Below are 18,250 nucleotides of genomic sequence, written 5' to 3'. Positions count from 1 at the left end.
ACTAGTTATTAGCGATTTCTGAAGCCAACCAATTTTGAAATTCAGTTGCAAATTTTGCATGATCAGCATAATCTTTCGCAAAATTGTGCAATCCATCGTAATTCGGCTGGGCACACATGTATAAATAATCGTTGTTGTCCGGATTCAAGACTGCTTCCACCACTCCTGTAGGAGGCATGGAAATTGGTCCCGGAGGCAATCCGTTATGTAAATACGTATTGTAAGGACAGTCCTTATTTCGATGTTCGTAAGTCAGGCGCTGCACTCCTTCCAATTGATCTCCCCAACAGAATTTGAAGGTAGGATCGGATTGCAACCTCATACCGGTATTCAGACGATTCAAGTAAAGGCGTGCAATGATTGGCCATTCAGAAGCGTTCTTGGATTGCTCCCCATAAACGATGGAAGCTAAAGTTACGGCTTGAGAAGGAGACGTTAGTCCAACTTCTTTCAACTGAGCCATACGTGCCGGAGTCCAGAAGTTTTTGAATTCTTTCGCCATACGAGCCAAGAAATCCTCCTTACTGGTATCGTAATACATTCTATAGGAATTCGGCATGAATAAGGCTGGAATCTGCTCAATCGTAAACCCGTATTTATTCAACGTTTCAGAGTCTGTGATGTAATCCTCCAATTCAGTGCTATCAACCGCTATACAAGCAGATACTTTTGTACACAAATCATGAATGGTTTTGCAGTTATTAAACGTTACTACAACTTCCACTTCAAAGCTTCCGCTCTTTAGTGAATTCAGTAAATCCCTGTAAGAAGTACCAGCCGGAAATGCATACATTCCAGGCTCAATGTTTTCCACGGTGAGTTTCTTGTAGTTTGCCATGGACAAAAAAGCATCAGCATCTTTAATGACACCTGCCTTCTCTAAATCAGCAGCAATTTGTTCCAATGATTGACGATTATCAATAATTACACGAGCTTCTTTGTCATTTGACGTTTTCTTCATGTAAATCATCAAGGGCGTCCACCCAAAGACCAGCGCAACACCGATCAACATGACAGCTACTGCTGCAAAAACTACTTTTTTGTTTCTTTTCTTTCCAGACATTTCTGATATAATATTTCATCCAACCAAACACCTCTTTCAAGGTACCATTCCTTTCGCACTCCCACTCGCTCAAATCCGGCTTTTTCAAATAGTCCGACACTTGCCAGATTGTCACTATGAATCGAACAATGCAGGTTGTGTAAGGCTAAAATCTGAGAGGCATATTTTTCCAGAAGCACCAATGCTTCAAAAGCAAATCCGTGATTCTTATTGTCTTCATCCGCAATTAAAATACCCACCGCAGCACGAAGATGTTTAAAATCCACCTGATACAGGTCAATTGCTCCAACGGGTTCTCTAGTACCTACCAGGCAAATCATCATTCTCAGCTGTCCATGAGTCCGAATATGCTGAGCCTGATCAATATATTCCAGAATGGAAGAAAATGAAAATGGCACTTCTGTCCCCGTAATCTTCCAATGTTTCGGATTATTTTCCCAAAGCATCAACTTGGTAGCGTCCTCCTTTTCAACAGCACGCAAGAAAACAGACTTACCAGTTAAACTCATGACTTATTCCTTTTAATTGCTTTAAAAGCGTTCAAATGTAACCGAAAAACTGATTGTTTGAAGCGAAGGAAATTGAATTCTTTCAACAAGTTACTAAGAGTAATTGCGAATTGCGAATGCTGAATTACGAATTCAAGGGAGATAAAGTTCCATTCAGAACTTATCCAGGAACAAAATATCTCAGAGGATATTCGGATCATTTCCCCGTTCTTGTTAAAGCAGTACTTAATTAGCCATTTCTTTGGCAAGGCAATAGAGTAATTCCCTATATTCAATAGGATTGATCTAGTGAACATTCTTATTGTGAGCTTGCTTTCTTGTCAATATGGAACCTTGATACGGAACAACAACCAAGGGGTATTTTTCAATTAGCAAATGACTTTTGTCAAGTCCAAAATTCACTTCTTCTTTCACACTCAAACGCTTGAGATTGTAATAACTTTTCATGATGAAGTTTTTCCAGAACGGCATTTTGTTGTCAAATGACAAAAAGCTATCGAGTATTACAAATTTAAAATCACCAATAAGCGATTGATTGTATTGGAATTCGCTGCCTTCAGCACTTGTTACCTCGTTATTTTGAATCAGTTCCGTCGCAACTTGCCTGAAATAATAATCGACTCGAGGTTCCTCACGAAACCCTAAGTTGAACTCGATGAAATACACATCATCTTTTACGAGCGTATCGACCTGATAATTCAAACCATATGGTTCATTGAGGACATTTACGTGAACGAACCAGTAAACATCAGCTCGCTTAGGTGTTCCTGAATGTAGAATCGAATCGATAATATTTTGCTCTACTTTTCGCAAAGTTGGCGAAGAAGTAAGAAACACCAAATTATTTGCAAATTTTGGAATGGTTTCGTCCGTGCTCAGACGCTTTAGAATCGGAACATGCTTTTCAAGAGAAACCAAAGGAGTAATAGCAGCTTTCGTCTTTTTCCCTTTCCACCAGATATACATTACCATAAATAGTGAAAAACCAATAAGAAGGGTAATCCAACCACCATCTGCAATTTTTTGAATGTTGGCAATGAGGAAGCTAAACTCAATACAAAGAAAGAGGCTAGTAATTAAAATTACCCAAATCAAAGGTACACGTTTCGCCCGTAAATAAAAGTTGATTAGCAGGGTGCTCATAATCATTGTCAAAGTTACGCTGAGACCGAAAGCCGCCTCCATTTTAGTGCTTTCTTTGAAATACAAAACCATACCGATACATCCAGCCAATAAAAACCAGTTAATGAATGGAATGTATAATTGTCCCCGGACATTACTTGGAAATTGAACAACATGTCTTGGCCAGATGTCCAGTCGAATGGCTTCGTTGATGAGTGTAAAACAACCGCTAATAAGTGCCTGTGAAGCAATGATTGTTGCTGCTGTTGCTATAATGAGTGCAAGCCAAAAAATTTCAGGAGGAACGATATGATAGAATGGACTGACAGTTCCAATGGTTTCTCCTGTATGATTCATTAGCCAAGCAGTTTGGCCTGCATAGCAAAGTACCAATGAGATTTTAATAAATATCCAACTAATCCGAATATTATTTCTCCCACAATGTCCCATGTCACTGTAAAGAGCTTCGGCTCCCGTTGTACATAAGAAAATACTTCCAAGCAACCAGAATCCGGAAGATTCATTGACAAGCATATTGTATGCATAATAAGGGTTTAGAGCTTTTAATACCGAAGGGTTTTCACTAAGCGCAATAACGCCAATAACAGCAATGAAACCAAACCAGATGACCATTGCCGGTCCGAAAATTTTCCCAATTTTATCTGTTCCGAATTGCTGAAAAACAAATAATCCAATCAAAATTGCAATAATGATTGGAACAGTATTGAAGCCTGGAACAACATTTTTAACCCCCTCAATCGCTGATGCAACTGAGATTGGTGGAGTAATGATTCCATCCGCAATAAGGAAAGCACCGCCAGCCATTGCAGGAAAAATCAACCATTTTCCCCAATATCTTTTAATCAGTGCAAAAAGGGATAAGATCCCTCCTTCTCCGTTATTATCTGCTTGTAAAGTAATTATTACATATTTAAGAGTTGTCTGAAAGAACAAAGTCCAAAAAATACAACTCAAACTTCCCAAAGCAATATCCGCCGAAATTGTCCGATGATGGAAGACGGCATTTAAAGTATATAAAGGAGACGTACCTATATCCCCAAATACAATACCTATAGCAATTAACGAACCAGCCAATGTGATTCGTTTATGAAATGAAGAAGCTGATCCTTGCATATATATTCGTTTTCAATTGAAATAATTTCCGACAAACCAAATGTATTAATCTTTTCAGGAAGAAAACTGAATTTGCTTTCAATCAAAGATGAGAAGCCTATTTGGTATGGAATTTTGGGAGGAGTAATCCTGATTGGACACCTTATAATTGCTACTTTTTAGACTGCACATTTTGCCCGGACTTACGCCACTTACGGAGGTGTTTTTATCGTGATGTCATGTCTGAAAAATTCTCGCAAATGTGAAGTATCTTTAAGAAAAATCATTCGCAATTCGTAATTATTTAACCTCCATTCAAAGATTTAATTCGCTCCAATATCTCTTCCATCGAATAATCAGGAATCCCTGTATAGTTTTCCGGTAAATTCAATCCATTCACTTGAAGAATGAGATTCTCAGATTCCAGGTAAGAAAGCAAATTTGCCAACTGACTCACTTTTCCTTCCAATCCCATTACTTCTCTTATTGGCTGTAAACACGTAATTCCATTTACTGCCCGATCATATTTCGCGAAAGTGCTTGCTGTATCGGTTTGAATCACTTCCATCGGAATTTCCACCAAAACCAAAGGAATAGCAGATCTTTTCGCCTTTTTAAGCATGGAAGCTGTTAATAAGTGTTCTGATTTACGATACGTCAGACTGTAATAATCTTTCCCGATTGAAATCCCGATATGCGGAGGAATCTTATCTGCATTCCAAATCCAGATAACCGTTTTTTGAAGCAATTGTTCAGGAAGTTCTCGGTGAATCGATTCAAAGTCAAATTTAGACATTCACTTCTCCTTTAAAAACCGCCACAGCCGGACCAATCAACCAGATATTGGTGAATTTTGATTCGGCTCTTGTAAACTTCACCGAAAGCTCTCCACCCTGTGATTTAACCTGGTATTCAAAATTACCTGTCACCTTGTTTTTTTCTCCTAAAGCAAGAGCTGCGGCTGTAACCCCGGTTCCACAACTCAAGGTCTCGTCTTCCACACCACGTTCATAAGTCTTGATCTCAAACGCATGTTCCTCTAGCTGATGGATCGCATTGACATTGATCCCTTCCTCCTTGTATTTATCGGAATAACGAATCTGTTTTCCATAGGCAACAATATCAAAATCAGCCACATTTTCTGTGAAATGGACGAAATGCGGAGAACCTGTATTCAAGACAAACTCCTTCTGAGTAGTATCAATTCCGGACACATCATTCATTTTCAGGAAAACCAACCCGTCTTTTTTGACAGCTTCGTGCATTCCATCAATTGCCATGAATGAAACAGCATTCGCTGTAATTCCCAAGTCGTGTGCAAAAGCAACAGAACAACGCGCCCCGTTTCCACAAAAACTTTTGGATCCATCCGAATTATAGTAATCCACTTCAAAATCAGTTCCCGGAAGTGAATTGATCTTAATCAGACCATCAGCTCCTACTCCAAACCTTCGGTCACATAATTTCTGAATCGTTGAAATGGACAAACTGTCCCACTCTCCCGAACGATTGTCAATCAGAATGAAATCGTTACCCGTCCCTTGATATTTTACAAAATGTAAATTCATATATCCTTTGCTATGATTGAGTTACAAGCATATTTAGCTTAACAATCTTTAACAGCACAAAAGTAACAATCATCAAACGAATACTGTTATAATTGCGTAGAAATTTAGCGTAAACTAATTTAATATCATGAACAACTCATTGAAATACCTAGGACTAGGAATTGCCGGTGGAATGATTCCGTTCGCATTCGGTTTCCTATTATCCCACAATTACGAAGCTCCTTTATCTGAGCAGGTAATTGATGGGAATCGAATTGCAAAAACCGTTTCGTACAATGGAATGCCTCCTGAAGCCGTTTCTTTTGTTGAAGCTTCTGAAAACACGATCAACTCGGTCGTTCACGTAACTACGAAGGTGGTGCGGACACAAGTCCAACGAGACCCCTTCTATGAATTCTTTTACGGACCTGGAACGGGTGGTCGTGAATTCAAACAATACGGAAGCGGATCAGGTTCCGGTGTGATTGTTTCAAGCGAAGGATATATCGTTACCAATAACCATGTGATTCAGGACGCATCGGAAATCGAAGTCATCCTGAATGACAACTCCAAGTATACCGCTACGGTAATTGGAACCGATCCATCAACAGATATTGCGGTATTGAAAATCGATGCTCCCGGATTGAAGCCAATCGGAATCGGTAATAGTGACGATTTGCGTGTCGGAGAATGGGTGTTGGCAGTTGGTAATCCATTCAACTTAACATCGACCGTTACTGCCGGAATTGTAAGTGCGAAAGCTAGAAACATCAACTTATTATCCGACCGAACAAGTAATACAAATGTGCCGATCGAATCATTCATCCAAACGGATGCTGCTGTCAATCCCGGAAATTCCGGAGGAGCTTTGGTAAATACAAAAGGAGAACTGGTAGGTATCAATACAGCAATTGCATCCCAGACGGGTTCTTATTCGGGTTACAGTTTTGCAGTACCGGTAAACCTGGTAAATAAAGTAATGCGTGACATCATCGACTTCGGAATTGTTCAAAGAGCCTATTTAGGAGTTCAGATCGCAGATATCAACCAGGAAATCAAAGTGAAAAACAACCTTCCTTCAACGAGAGGAGTTTTTGTTTCTTCTGTTACAGAGGATGGCGGAGCAGACAAAGCCGGAGTGAAGAAAAACTGGGTGATCCTGAAAGTAGGTTCAAGAGAAGTGAATTCTGTTGCTTCATTACAGGAGGAAATCGGAAAACGCAGACCTGGCGACAAAGTGAACCTGACTTTACGTACGGAAGATGGAACAGAAGTAATCAAAGAAATCCTATTGCGTTCAGCTGATGGTGAAACTGCCTTGAAATCGAAAGAAGAGATGAGCAAAACCACAGCTTTAGGTGGAACATTTGCCGAGTTGACCGCAAAAGAAAAGAAAGAGTTGAATATCAGCTTTGGAGTGAAAGTAAAAACACTGGAGCCCGGAAAGTTGAAATCAAGCGGACTGACTGAAGGAGATATCGTTACCAAGATCAATCAGACTCAAATTGAGTCGGTGGAGCAACTCACCCGATTATTGAACTCTACCAAAGGAGGAATCCTTTTGGAGATTGTTTCAGAAAGCGGAAAGAAAGAATACGTAGGTTTCGGTCTGTAACCGAAACAGTTCAAAAAGTGACAAGGTTTAAAAGGTTCAAAAAGTCGTGATGCAAATCCATTTTAACTTTTTTAACTCTTTGAAACTATTTAACTTTCGGCACGAAAGTCTCTGAATTCGGGAGGGAATATGAAAAAATTGTTAAGGCATGGTTTTTGAGAGGTGAAAATCTCCCAAAAATCTGCCTTTTTTATTTGGAAATCACTTGTATTTCGTCGTAACTTTGCAGCCAGATTTTCATTAATCGTTATAAACAACGGAGTTCATTACATGAGACAACTTAAGATTACAAAATCGATTACCAATCGTGAGAGCCAGTCATTAGACAAGTATCTTCAAGACATTGGTAAAGAAGAGCTAATCACCGCCGAAGAAGAAGTAGAATTGGCGCGTAAAATCAAACAAGGCGATCAAAGAGCATTAGAGAAGTTAACTCGTGCAAATTTACGTTTCGTCGTGTCTGTAGCAAAACAGTATCAAAATCAAGGATTGACATTACCCGATCTAATCAATGAAGGGAATTTAGGTTTGATCAAAGCTGCACAGAAATTTGATGAGACACGTGGATTTAAATTCATTTCTTATGCTGTATGGTGGATTCGTCAATCTATCCTGCAAGCATTGGCTGAACAAGCACGTATTGTTCGTCTACCATTAAACCAGGTTGGTTCATTAAACAAGATCAACAAGGCATTTTCAAGATTGGAACAAGAATTCGAAAGACCTCCTTCAGCAGAAGAATTAGCAGAGGCTTTGGAAGTTCCAGAGGATAAAATCAAAGAAAGCTTAAATGTTTCCGGACGTCACGTATCTATGGATGCTCCTCTTTCTTCTTCTGAAGACGGTGGTACATTGATGGATGTTATGGCCAACATGGATTCACCGAAAGCTGACCATGCATTGATGGCCGAGTCTCTTCAAAGAGAGATTGAGCGCTCATTAAGCACTTTAACAGACAAAGAACGTGAGATCATCCGTTTATTCTTCGGAATCGGAATGAATCATGGTTTAACTTTGGAAGAGATCGGTGCCAAATTCAATCTGACACGCGAGCGTGTTCGACAGATCAAGGAGAAGGCAATAAGACGTCTTCGACACACCTCTCGAAATAAGTTATTGAAAGCATATTTAGGATAACAAAAAAAGACTGTCTGCTAACGCGGGCGGTCTTTTTTGCTTTATACAAATGCTATCTCGTTGAAAATAATAAACATAAATAAATACACCCGTTAGATGGAAGCTGCATTAGGCTATGAAAAAGAATTAAACAAGCACGTTCAGAAAGAACGCGCTGCAGTCAAATTGTCAAGTCACGTTGGTGAGTTACTTTACGACAAGGGAATTGAATTGGTTTTGTTCCGTAATCACCTTACAGACATTACTATTTCTGAAATTCTAAACTTGCATGAATATGCAAAAAATGTAGTAAAGAAACCTATCGATATTGAAACAACAGCTGCTTTGGCTGAAGAGTTGTTGAAAATGGATCTGGCTCCTGCTAAGATTGATATCGGTAAGTTGTCCAGTGAGTGGATTGCTGAAGGAACTTCATTTGATTCAAAAGCATCGTTCCTTTCTGCTAAATTGGGTAACTTCTCAAGCACTTCAGGTTCTGTTGAGCCTAGAGACGTTGTTCTTTACGGTTTTGGTCGTATTGGTCGTTTGGCTGCACGTGAGTTGATTAAACAAGCTGGTAAAGGTCAACAATTGCGTTTACGTGCAATCGTTACGCGTGGTGCAACGGATAAAGACATCGTTAAACGTGCCGCGTTATTGCGCTCTGATTCTGTTCACGGTGCTTTCAGAGGAAGTGTTGTGGAAGATTTGGAAAACAAAACTTTAATCATCAACGGACAAATTGTTCATATGATCGATGCTTCTGCTCCGGAAGAAGTGGATTATACAAAATATGGAATCACCAACGCATTGGTTATTGACAACACGGGTGTTTATACCAACCGTGAAGCTTTATCCAAGCACATGGTATCAAAAGGGGTTTCCAAAGTGCTTTTGACTGCTCCTGGAAAAGAAATTCCAAATGTTGTTTACGGTATCAACCAGGGAACATTGGATGTAGAGAACGAAACGATTTACTCCGCTGCTTCTTGTACAACAAATGCAATCTCCCCTATCTTAAAAGTGGTGAACGATGCGTTTGGAATTGTAAAAGGACATATCGAAACAGTTCATGCGTATACGAATGACCAAAACTTGTTGGATAACATGCACAAATCATCCCGTAGAGGTCGTTCTGCTGCTATTAACATGGTAATCACATCAACTGGTGCTGGTGCAGCTGTAACGAAAGTGATTCCTGACCTGAAAGATAAACTGACTGCAAATGCGGTTCGTGTACCTACTCCAAACGGTTCATTGGCAATCCTTTCTTTGGAATTGAAAAAAGGAACTACAATCGAGGATGTAAATAACGTAGTTAGAAGCGCTTCTTTGGAAGGAGACTTGGTAAACCAGATTTTCTACTCTTATGATCCTGAATTGGTATCAAGTGACATCATCGGAAATACGTGTTGTTCGGTATATGATTCTCATGCAACCATCGTTTCTTTGGATGGGAAGAATGTAGTTTTATACACTTGGTATGACAATGAGTTCGGATATACGAAACAAGTGATCCGCTTGGCGAAACACATTACAAAAGTTCAACGTTTGATTTATTATTAATCAAATTAAAATCCTTAAAATGAAAGGCTTTCTCAAAAAGAGAAGGCCTTTTTTAATATTAACCGCGAAGAAGCAAAGAACGCAAAGTTTAAATGGTGATTAATTCTTTGCGCCCTTCCATTCTTTGCGGTTAAATAAAATGTGGATTTACTGAATCACCGTATGGAAATTCAATTCGATATCCGTTTCTCCCGGATCGCACTGACCATTTTTCACTCCGGGTTGATGTCTCAAGCGAATAGTTGAAGTTCCGGTGGAAGCATTCCCAAGTACCCACTGACTTGTGATTCCAATAGGTAAGTTATTCGCATCCAGATCTGTTCGCGTAATCACCGCATTCAAACCGCTTGTCAAATCAAAGCAAAATAAATGATCCACTCCTTCTTCTTCAACTTCCACTGTAATATCCTCGGCAGGACTTACACTTTCATTTAGCAAAGTAATTGATGCATTGTAAGTTGCATTTGCAACCAAACGAATCGTATCAAACGCACTAGGGTTATTTCCCCCTGGTCCATCCGTATCTACAAATTGCGCTTCAACATTCGGCAGTACTCCATTCACATCTGTAAATACGATCTTAAACGTTGTAATTAACTCTTCTTCATTCGGATTTGTTGGGTTTGAAACTGTATTCTTCTTTTCTTTTTTACAAGCTACCAGTGCTAAACTTAGTATGCTCAAAATCATCATTGTTTTTTTCATATCATCTTTTTTTTATTTGTACAACATTTGTTCCCTCAACTTTCTGTCTTGTTAAACGGATACTCCTCTTTTTATTAGTTATAATTTTTGTTCTTTTTTTGTAATTGAAAATGGAACCAGGACTTTAATGGTCCAATTTCGTCCTAATTCATCTGTAAAATATCGGAATCGATTCATGTAATCCCGATAACTTAAATTGGTCAAATTGGAGCACGCAAGAACCACTTGCAAACTCTCTCCGCTATTCATTTTCTTGCTGATTCCGGCTTGTGCACTCAATAGATCGTAACCTTTTGGCGGACTCACATAATCTGAATTTGGCACATACCTTTTTTGCTTGAAGACATCCAACAATTCCAATTCAACAAAGCAATTCAGCCTGGTACCGCTTCTTGCGGTTGAAAACCTTACACGTTGGCTGATCCGGTTGGATGGCATACCATACAAGTACTGATTACTTCTCAAATCCGTTCCGAAAAGGAAATTCCCTTGAAATTGGTATGAGACATACTTTCCTATCGGAATCTCCACTCTTCCATTCAATCCGGTAATCTGAACATTGGATTGCACATAACGGAACACCGGAAATGCTCCGATAATTGTTAACATGGGCGGAAGTGATGGCTGCAAATTGATATAACCATCAAAATAATTGTAGAAAACAGATAAATCCACTTTTGCGATATGGGATTTATACTGAACGCCCAATTGTGAATTATAGACAATTTCCTTCTTCAACTGTGCATCCCCAATTTCTATGGAAGCTGCACCATGATGTAATCCATTGCTATACAACTCATTAATGGAAGCTGGTCGCCAAGCAGTTCCGAGGTTCAGGCGCACGATCCAATGATGTCCCAAAAGTCGTGACACACCTGCAGAAGCACTTGGATTTTGAAATTGTCTGATTGGTTTTGTCAGGATATTATCATCATATATAAACACTTGCAATTTCGAATAATCGTAGCGAACACCAAAATCGAACAACCACTTTTCATTTTCGTAAGTTCCTAGATAATAGCCTCCAAACTGCAGTTTCTTAAAGTTTGGAATGAAGAACCTTCCGGAATAGGCATTGCTTTGCTCCAAACCGGAAACACCAAAAATACTTTTGAAACGATTGGAATGTTTAATCTCCGTTTTCAGCTCCAGTGAATTGGTCCAGAGATTCAACTCGAATGCAGGCAGATTCAATGCTGCAATACTGTCATTGTATGCTTTATGTAAATCGTATTCTTGTCTCAGATTGAATTGATAGCCGTAAACCAAACTCGTTTTGATTTTCTTGTTCCAGTTATATGCCAAATGGATCTTACTCAGATCATGCTGCACCAATTGTTTCGGATTCTCCAATTGATAGGTAAATGAACCGGTATCTTTTGGGGTTGAAGCAGCAAAAGCAGCATTCAGGTCGGATAAGTTTCCAATATGTGAGCCGGTGAAAATTCCAAGGTTGGTTGAATACTTCGTATAAAACACATCCATTTCAAACTTTTCTCCTTTATAACCGAGAGCAGCACTGTAGCTATATTCATTGGAAGCCGTATTCTTTATCCAATAATCCGGTGCTTTTTGAGTTCCATTGATTCTTCCTGTTCCATGTACACGATACGCCCACTTTTTAGATTTGGTGAATGATCCGGCAATCAGACCGGAAACTCCTCCTCCACGTCCATTGCTATTCCCATTCAGCTTGATCCAACCTGCAGTATTCTTTTGATAACGCAATTCATCCGGGGAAACCAAAATGACTCCACCGATTGCATCTGTTCCATATTGCAAACCTGAGGCACCTTGAATCACAGTCAGATTACCCGCTAAATTGGGATCTATCTCCGGAGCATGTTCACTTCCCCACTGTTGTCCTTCTTGTCGAATCCCATTATTAACAACCACCAAACGGTTACTGTGCATCCCGTTGATGACCGGCTTTACAATTGAAGATCCCGTATTCAAGCTGGTCACTCCCGGAAAGCGAATCAATTGTTCTCCCAAGGTATTTCCTTTTATCTGGCTGATATCATTCGTTTTCAATGTCATTTTCTCTTGCGACTCTCTTGGAAAATGATATGCTTCAATGAGTAGTTCATCTAACTCAACCTGATGGGTTTCCACTTTAAAAGTGATCAGATCATTATACGGAACCTGTATTTCAAGATCCATTGGTTCACAGCCAAAATGAGGAACACAGTGCAAGGTTAGATTTCCCGGACATAAATCCTCAAAGTGAAAGAAGCCAAGTGAATCAGTCTGTATGACCTTCGTCTGAATAGAAACGCGCGCATCGGCAATAATCTGGTTCGTGTGCATATCCCTCACCTGACCAATGATTTTATAAGGGCAATTCTGTGAATATGCCAGTATGGAGCAGCAAATAAATGCTCCCAATAAATAAACTTTCATGAAAAATGAATGATGTTAACTAAACTCGAAAGTGTTCAGCATCAACGTGCCGATTTAGAACAAATCAACATTCAAAGGAGGACCGCGAAGCGATAAATGCGTTTCTTTTACCGGTAATTCGAAACAGATATGATCTATGAATAGAAAATCAAATGAGGCATTACAACTGAATTCCGCACTGGTTTCTTCATGAAAAAGAAGCGGAAGTTGAAGATCACAAAAAGCACATTTCTCTACCCCTTGTTTAAAGGTCAAGCCGTCTGTACGACTACCTGAATGGCTTGTTTTGTGTTTATGAGCATAGGCATGCCAGTTGTTTATTGGAACTAAAAATCCCAAAAAACCAACCAACAAAAGGGAAGAAAGAATCCGCACCATTGATTTACTCATGGAGCAAATGTAATCTAAATGCAATTAGATTGCAATAAGAAGCCTAAAAATATTTGACAAAACACGTAGGGGCGAAAAATTTTTCGCCCCTACGTGTTTTTGTATCATTACAGGTTATTTCTTCAATCCGTTTTGTTTCAGGCATTTCATTACCTTCTTATCGTGCCTTGCACGCTCCTCCGGAGTGGTATTGGGAGTTGTCAACATTTCCTTGCATTTATTGTCTACATATTCCCAGCGAGCCATTAATTTTTCTTCTTGTTTCGGAGTCATTCCTCCTTTCTCGAAAGCATCATTAATTGAATCATTCGCAACTACACAGGTACAAAAATCCCATTGCTCCCCGTACTTCTTTACAATTTTCTCGTGATTTTCCTTCAATTCCACTGAAATGGCTTTCTTTTCAGTTGCCGTATCTTTCAAAACAGTTGATAAATCATCTGCCTTTGCAACAGTATCTACATTTGTTTCTATCTGACAATCGGTGCATTCCTCATTGGAACCGCAAGAAATGACAAACAAACTAAGGAATAAAAATTGAAAATATACTCTTTTTTTCATACGGTTGAGTTACAGGCAAATATAGAAATAATGTCCTGAAAGGCAAGGTTAAACCAGTAACTCAAATTGACACATCAAGCACTCAGAGCTAATATTCAGGAAAAGGAATCAAAACAATTGTATACTTGGAGGAGTTGTTTTTGGGCTTCAGAATGATTTTCTTTCTTGACAGTTTGACTATCTCAAAAACCACATCTCTTTTACCTCCAGAAAAACCCAATTCTTTTTTTGAGGCATCCAGCCAGAATGTTTTTTTGACTCCATGCTTTGTCCCCAAGGTTTTCAGTCGATGGAAATAAGCATTCCGTGATTCGTGAAAAACAATGATTTCCTTGTATTCGATTCGAAGTGGTGTAAAATCCTTATCTCCGTCCAATTGCTTATCAACCAACCAGACTTTTGAAGAATTGTCATGAAGTAAAATATAATGGTCGATCGGCTCAATACTCGTATTACCGCAAGCACTTAGAATTAAAAGCAGAAGTAGAAATATACTGAGTCTCATTAATTGAAAATTGAAAAAGTTGACTTCGATTCCCTGCCTGTTCGGCAGACAGGCGCTCAGTCACCTTTTGAATTTTGCATTCTGCATTAAAAAATCATATCATTCTGATCAAGGATCTTCTTGATCTCCACTCCCATGGAATCAATGAATTCAGCTCTTATCTTTCTAGGAACATCCTCATCGATCACCTCACAATTCACATAATTATACTTTCCATCTTTCCATCTGAACAAGCAATTGTAATACGTGATATTTCCATTGATATTATCCGGAAAGCGAATCAACAGATCATTGTAACCGGTTGAAGATTTTCTTTCTTCAATTAAATTTCCATTAAAGCCATTCAATTTCACCAGCACATCATTCTCTCTTTCAAAGATCAACAACCTTCTCAATGGAAAGCCATTCACCCCCGATTTAATCAATAATTTAAATCCATCTTTCAACGGAGTCTGATCATTCAGCTTAAAAAACCGAAAGAAATTGGGACTGCAAGTCGGATGTTCGGGATCATCATCAGAAGTTGCCTTCGGATCACAAATATGCAATTCCTTCAATAATTCCCCTTCCACTTTGGACTTGAATACATTCTCATTGAAGTTGGTACTGATTGTCTGATCGACAACTTTCTCCTTACCGGATGAATGTCTTGGCTCAATAGTGATATCGTCTGCCTCATCATCGCAAGATGCCAGGAAAAGGAAGATAATAGGAAGAACAATTAAGAATTTTGATTTCATGAGAACTTTACTAATTAATGAAAGATTGTGGATGAAGTTACAAATGCCTCGGAAAAACGAGTCATGTTCACTCCTGTATCGACTCCCTTTTCCTTGAACCAGTCAAGCATTTGTTCTGTCGGCATATTTCCGGTCAATTCATCTTTTGCCATCGGACAACCTCCATAACCTTTGATAGCTCCTTCAAAATAACGACACCCTCCATCATAAGCAGCTTCTGTCAATTTCATAGCATTTTCAGGTATGGTATGCAAGTGTGCGCTGATTTGAGTATTTTCAAATTCTGAGGAGATCGTTGTAAACACACTCTTCACCAATTCCGGTGTCGCAATTCCAATCGTGTCTGCTAAAGACAGACGAGAAACCTCAAACAACTGTGTTAATCGATCTGCCCAGGTTCCAATCAGATCCGGAGACCACGCATCTCCATAAGGGTTTCCAAACCCCATGGATAAGTAAAGCATCAATTCCTTATTTTCTTTGTGACAGATATTAGCAATTGCTTCTACCCTTCTCAAAGATTCTTCAATCGTAGCATTGGTATTTCTCAACTGAAATGTTTCCGAAATACTAAAGGGATAGGCTAAAAAGTGAATCCGTTCAAACTTAGCCGCATCTTCTGCTCCTCTTTCGTTTGGAATAACTGCCAACAATTTGGTTTCACTGTCATCCAACCCTTCCAGAACAGTAGCAGTATCCCGCATTTGAGGAGTTGCTTTCGGCGAAACAAAACTTCCAAAATCCAAAGTGTCAAAGCCACATTTCAATAAATGATTCAAATAATTGATCTTATCCGAAGTTTCAATCCATTCCTTGATTCCCTGCATGGCATCTCTTGGACACTCAGTAATAAAAACGCGATTATCCATGTGCAATTTTCTTTCTTTCTTTTAGAACCGCTTTATTGATTCGCTTTACTAAAGCGGGTCCTTCGTAAATAAATCCCGAATAAATCTGAACCAAACTAGCCCCTGCTGTTAATTTCTCAATTGCATCGGCTGCTGAATAAATTCCGCCGACACCTATGATTGGAAATGCACCATTCGATTTTTGGAATAAGTAGCTTATTACTTCTGTAGATCGTAGTGTTAATGGCTTTCCTGAAACCCCTCCTGCACCGATTGATTCAATTTTCGCACTTGAAGTTACTAAATTTCCTCGTTCAATTGTTGTATTTGTAGCAATAACTCCTGCAATTTTTGTTTCATTTACAATATCTACAATGTCATCCAATTGAGAGTCAGTCAGATCGGGAGCTATCTTTAAAAAAATAGGTTTTGCGGAACTTATCTTTTTTCGTTCATCCATCAAAGTCTGAAGCAGGTTCGTCAGTGGTTCCTTATCCTGGAGCTCGCGTAAATTCGGAGTATTGGGTGAAGATACGTTCACCACGAAATAATCAACGTATGGTTCCAATGCATGATAACACTTCATATAATCGGAAGTAGCGTCCTCATTCGGTGTCACTTTGTTCTTTCCAATGTTCCCTCCAATGATACAATCGGGATTCAGTTTCTTTAACCGTTCAACGATCACCTCTGCTCCATCATTATTGAATCCCATACGATTGATAATCGCTTGATCTTCCAACAAGCGGAATAAGCGTGGTTTTGGATTCCCCTCCTGACCAACAGGTGTTACCGTTCCAATTTCAACAAAGCCGAAACCACATGCAGCAAGCTCGTTAATACGAAGAGCATTCTTATCAAATCCTGCAGCCAATCCAACCGGATTGGGGAATTTGATTCCCGCAACAGTTGTTTCTAACAGAGGATTATGGATACAGTAGATGGATTTCCAAATGGGCTTTACAAAAGGTACTTTAAGCCAAAAGCCAAGTAGTCTAAAGGTAAAATAATGAACTTTTTCGGGGTCAAACTTAAAGAGAAACCATCTCAGTAAAGGGTACATTCTATCAATTTGTACCAAAGGTAGAAACACAAAACGAGGTTGTCAATAGACAACCTCGTTTTGTTAAAAAGAATTTTAAATCTCTTATTAGAACTTCGCTTTGTAATGACGTTTTCCAAACTTCATTGGTCCACTTCTGGTTCCAGCTTTGTACGTAATATTTCTTGTCACCATGATATTGACATAAAGGAATGCATCCTTTTGTTTGTCACCTCGTTGGCTACCTGGATTAAATGCTGATGGTGTATTTGAAGGATTTGACAATGCGGCTGCCTGAGCTCCATACGATGCCCCGATAATTGCAGGATCGTAATAAACTCCGTGAACATCATCAATATAATCTGAGAATGTTTTCACATAAGTCGCTTCCATACCAATTCTCCACATGCGGTTGATTCCCATTCTGAATCCAACTCCCAATGGAACTGTTGCAGTAATGCGCTTGTAATTTTCCGGACCTCCCGGAAGACCTTGTCCTTCTGTATGCAAATCACGTAAACCTACCCAGCTACCTTGGTAAGAAGCCTTTGGGTTATAATACATTGCACCAATACCGGCAATCAGATACAATTGCTCATTGTGATCTGTAAATCCTTTCAGCCCAGGAATATTGTATCTGCGTCCGATTTTCTCATTTGCCAAAACAATAATTTCAAATCGTTGGCTAAGCATGACAAAGAATGAACGGAAATTCAAATTTCGCATATTCCGGAATTGCTCTGATGTCAATGCATCATTACCACGCAGAAAACCAAGATTAACCATGGTTGAAGTCGCGTAATAAGGATGAAAGCGATATCTGAAAGAGGCAGAACCTCCGATATGGGTTGAATTAAAATCGATGTCTTTCAAACTATAATCGGTACCAATTTGGTTCGCGCCTCCCAAGTCTCCTAAAAAACTGGTAGCTCCTAGACCGATTGAAATTTCTTTCTTGTTCATCGCCCAATTTCGCTGTGTATTGAAATTTGAACTTTGCGCAAGAGAAATCGTTGAAACTATAGATAAAATAGTTAGAGTTGTATACTTCATTCTAAAAATTTATGTTGTAGTAGATTCCACGACGCTAAATTAAGGTTTTTAAATAATAGCTACCTAAAAATTTTGGTGCTTTTTTTTAAATGGGTATTGTTAATGAACAAGTAACCAGTTTTATTGAATGAATTTTTCACAAAAAGAACAATTAAATAGAAAAATGTGCTTCAAAATGTGAAAGAACTTTCTATTTCAGGCACTATATCTTCCTAAGAAATACACCCTTAGCTTCTCCGACCTTCATCTGTTGACCTTGGAAAGAGATTTACAGGTAATGTTTCGCTTCAGCACCCGATTCAAATAAAAGAAAACATCCGTTTGTTTACCTCCTCTCTTACTCCCGGAATTA

18 protein-coding genes are annotated in these 18,250 nt (G+C 39.1%); 4 read left to right on the top strand and 14 right to left on the bottom strand.

The window, feature by feature from the left end:
- Position 1: 1 nt before the first annotated feature.
- Positions 2–1,063, bottom strand: a complete 1,062-nt coding sequence (gene mltG / locus AAG807_RS04530; RefSeq protein WP_341901187.1) for an endolytic transglycosylase MltG — start codon at positions 1,061–1,063, stop codon at positions 2–4.
- A complete protein-coding gene (locus tag AAG807_RS04525; RefSeq protein WP_341901185.1) occupies positions 1,033–1,572 on the bottom strand; it encodes a GNAT family protein in 540 nt (179 codons plus the stop codon). Before AAG807_RS04525 ends, mltG begins: the two co-directional genes overlap by 31 nt.
- A 116-nt stretch (positions 1,573–1,688) precedes the next feature.
- Between AAG807_RS04525 and AAG807_RS04520 the strand changes: the two genes are divergently transcribed.
- Positions 1,689–1,805 carry a hypothetical protein gene (locus AAG807_RS04520; protein ID WP_341901184.1) on the top strand — a complete coding sequence of 39 codons (117 nt, stop codon included), beginning with the start codon at positions 1,689–1,691 and terminating at the stop codon, positions 1,803–1,805.
- Between the two features lie 52 nt (positions 1,806–1,857).
- Here the strand turns inward: AAG807_RS04520 and AAG807_RS04515 are convergent, their stop codons facing one another.
- From AAG807_RS04515 to dapF, 3 genes are all read right to left on the bottom strand, one after another.
- Positions 1,858–3,828: a KUP/HAK/KT family potassium transporter gene (locus AAG807_RS04515; protein WP_341901182.1), complete on the bottom strand. Its 1,971-nt coding sequence runs from the start codon at positions 3,826–3,828 to the stop codon at positions 1,858–1,860.
- A 283-nt stretch (positions 3,829–4,111) separates the two neighbouring features.
- Positions 4,112–4,603, bottom strand: a complete 492-nt coding sequence (locus AAG807_RS04510) for a hypothetical protein (RefSeq protein WP_341901180.1) — start codon at positions 4,601–4,603, stop codon at positions 4,112–4,114.
- A complete protein-coding gene (gene dapF / locus AAG807_RS04505) occupies positions 4,596–5,375 on the bottom strand; it encodes a diaminopimelate epimerase (RefSeq protein ID WP_341901178.1) in 780 nt (259 codons plus the stop codon). Before dapF ends, AAG807_RS04510 begins: the two co-directional genes overlap by 8 nt.
- Positions 5,376–5,502: 127 nt before the next feature.
- Between dapF and AAG807_RS04500 the strand changes: the two genes are divergently transcribed.
- From AAG807_RS04500 to AAG807_RS04490, 3 genes are all read left to right on the top strand, one after another.
- On the top strand, positions 5,503–6,969 hold the full coding sequence (locus tag AAG807_RS04500) for a trypsin-like peptidase domain-containing protein (RefSeq protein ID WP_341901176.1): 1,467 nt from the start codon (positions 5,503–5,505) through the stop codon (positions 6,967–6,969).
- Between the two features lie 270 nt (positions 6,970–7,239).
- Positions 7,240–8,106: an RNA polymerase sigma factor RpoD/SigA gene (locus AAG807_RS04495; RefSeq protein WP_341901175.1), complete on the top strand. Its 867-nt coding sequence runs from the start codon at positions 7,240–7,242 to the stop codon at positions 8,104–8,106.
- Positions 8,107–8,202: 96 nt separating this feature from the next.
- The gene (locus AAG807_RS04490; RefSeq protein ID WP_341901174.1) at positions 8,203–9,651 is read left to right on the top strand and encodes a glyceraldehyde-3-phosphate dehydrogenase; all 1,449 of its coding nucleotides are present in this window, start codon (positions 8,203–8,205) and stop codon (positions 9,649–9,651) included.
- Between the two features lie 147 nt (positions 9,652–9,798).
- Here the strand turns inward: AAG807_RS04490 and AAG807_RS04485 are convergent, their stop codons facing one another.
- The 9 genes from AAG807_RS04485 to AAG807_RS04445 form a co-directional block, all read right to left on the bottom strand.
- Complete coding sequence (locus AAG807_RS04485; RefSeq protein ID WP_341901172.1) at positions 9,799–10,356, bottom strand: type 1 periplasmic binding fold superfamily protein; 558 nt, start codon at positions 10,354–10,356, stop codon at positions 9,799–9,801.
- Between the two features lie 78 nt (positions 10,357–10,434).
- Positions 10,435–12,759 carry a TonB-dependent receptor gene (locus AAG807_RS04480; protein ID WP_341901170.1) on the bottom strand — a complete coding sequence of 775 codons (2,325 nt, stop codon included), beginning with the start codon at positions 12,757–12,759 and terminating at the stop codon, positions 10,435–10,437.
- A gap of 54 nt (positions 12,760–12,813) precedes the next feature.
- Complete coding sequence (locus AAG807_RS04475) at positions 12,814–13,149, bottom strand: hypothetical protein (protein ID WP_341901168.1); 336 nt, start codon at positions 13,147–13,149, stop codon at positions 12,814–12,816.
- Between the two features lie 114 nt (positions 13,150–13,263).
- Positions 13,264–13,710: a hypothetical protein gene (locus AAG807_RS04470; protein ID WP_341901167.1), complete on the bottom strand. Its 447-nt coding sequence runs from the start codon at positions 13,708–13,710 to the stop codon at positions 13,264–13,266.
- A gap of 88 nt (positions 13,711–13,798) precedes the next feature.
- Entirely contained in the window at positions 13,799–14,215 is a 417-nt protein-coding gene (locus tag AAG807_RS04465; protein WP_341901166.1) for a hypothetical protein, read from the bottom strand.
- A gap of 86 nt (positions 14,216–14,301) precedes the next feature.
- The gene (locus tag AAG807_RS04460; RefSeq protein ID WP_341901165.1) at positions 14,302–14,955 is read right to left on the bottom strand and encodes a hypothetical protein; all 654 of its coding nucleotides are present in this window, start codon (positions 14,953–14,955) and stop codon (positions 14,302–14,304) included.
- A gap of 14 nt (positions 14,956–14,969) precedes the next feature.
- On the bottom strand, positions 14,970–15,824 hold the full coding sequence (locus AAG807_RS04455) for a hydroxymethylglutaryl-CoA lyase (protein WP_341901163.1): 855 nt from the start codon (positions 15,822–15,824) through the stop codon (positions 14,970–14,972).
- On the bottom strand, positions 15,817–16,866 hold the full coding sequence (locus AAG807_RS04450; protein WP_341901161.1) for a quinone-dependent dihydroorotate dehydrogenase: 1,050 nt from the start codon (positions 16,864–16,866) through the stop codon (positions 15,817–15,819). Before AAG807_RS04450 ends, AAG807_RS04455 begins: the two co-directional genes overlap by 8 nt.
- 87 nt (positions 16,867–16,953) lie before the next feature.
- Complete coding sequence (locus tag AAG807_RS04445; RefSeq protein ID WP_341901160.1) at positions 16,954–17,898, bottom strand: hypothetical protein; 945 nt, start codon at positions 17,896–17,898, stop codon at positions 16,954–16,956.
- Positions 17,899–18,250 lie beyond the last annotated feature (352 nt).

Source organism: Fluviicola taffensis DSM 16823 (genome assembly GCF_943372375.1).
Classification (GTDB): domain Bacteria; phylum Bacteroidota; class Bacteroidia; order Flavobacteriales_D; family Crocinitomicaceae; genus Fluviicola; species Fluviicola taffensis_A.
Note: the sequence above shows the minus strand (reverse complement) of the source record. Positions and strands in the feature narration are given on the sequence as shown.

Excerpts from the sequence above, each read along its gene's own strand:
- mltG (WP_341901187.1), bottom strand. The coding sequence starts at position 1,063 with ATGTCTGGAAAGAAAAGAAACAAAAAAGTAGTTTTTGCAGCAGTAGCT.
- AAG807_RS04525 (WP_341901185.1), bottom strand. The coding sequence starts at position 1,572 with ATGAGTTTAACTGGTAAGTCTGTTTTCTTGCGTGCTGTTGAAAAGGAG.
- AAG807_RS04520 (WP_341901184.1), top strand. The coding sequence starts at position 1,689 with ATGCTGAATTACGAATTCAAGGGAGATAAAGTTCCATTCAGAACTTAT.
- AAG807_RS04515 (WP_341901182.1), bottom strand. The coding sequence starts at position 3,828 with ATGCAAGGATCAGCTTCTTCATTTCATAAACGAATCACATTGGCTGGT.
- AAG807_RS04510 (WP_341901180.1), bottom strand. The coding sequence starts at position 4,603 with ATGTCTAAATTTGACTTTGAATCGATTCACCGAGAACTTCCTGAACAA.
- dapF (WP_341901178.1), bottom strand. The coding sequence starts at position 5,375 with ATGAATTTACATTTTGTAAAATATCAAGGGACGGGTAACGATTTCATT.
- AAG807_RS04500 (WP_341901176.1), top strand. The coding sequence starts at position 5,503 with ATGAACAACTCATTGAAATACCTAGGACTAGGAATTGCCGGTGGAATG.
- AAG807_RS04495 (WP_341901175.1), top strand. The coding sequence starts at position 7,240 with ATGAGACAACTTAAGATTACAAAATCGATTACCAATCGTGAGAGCCAG.
- AAG807_RS04490 (WP_341901174.1), top strand. The coding sequence starts at position 8,203 with ATGGAAGCTGCATTAGGCTATGAAAAAGAATTAAACAAGCACGTTCAG.
- AAG807_RS04485 (WP_341901172.1), bottom strand. The coding sequence starts at position 10,356 with ATGAAAAAAACAATGATGATTTTGAGCATACTAAGTTTAGCACTGGTA.
- AAG807_RS04480 (WP_341901170.1), bottom strand. The coding sequence starts at position 12,759 with ATGAAAGTTTATTTATTGGGAGCATTTATTTGCTGCTCCATACTGGCA.
- AAG807_RS04475 (WP_341901168.1), bottom strand. The coding sequence starts at position 13,149 with ATGAGTAAATCAATGGTGCGGATTCTTTCTTCCCTTTTGTTGGTTGGT.
- AAG807_RS04470 (WP_341901167.1), bottom strand. The coding sequence starts at position 13,710 with ATGAAAAAAAGAGTATATTTTCAATTTTTATTCCTTAGTTTGTTTGTC.
- AAG807_RS04465 (WP_341901166.1), bottom strand. The coding sequence starts at position 14,215 with ATGAGACTCAGTATATTTCTACTTCTGCTTTTAATTCTAAGTGCTTGC.
- AAG807_RS04460 (WP_341901165.1), bottom strand. The coding sequence starts at position 14,955 with ATGAAATCAAAATTCTTAATTGTTCTTCCTATTATCTTCCTTTTCCTG.
- AAG807_RS04455 (WP_341901163.1), bottom strand. The coding sequence starts at position 15,824 with ATGGATAATCGCGTTTTTATTACTGAGTGTCCAAGAGATGCCATGCAG.
- AAG807_RS04450 (WP_341901161.1), bottom strand. The coding sequence starts at position 16,866 with ATGTACCCTTTACTGAGATGGTTTCTCTTTAAGTTTGACCCCGAAAAA.
- AAG807_RS04445 (WP_341901160.1), bottom strand. The coding sequence starts at position 17,898 with ATGAAGTATACAACTCTAACTATTTTATCTATAGTTTCAACGATTTCT.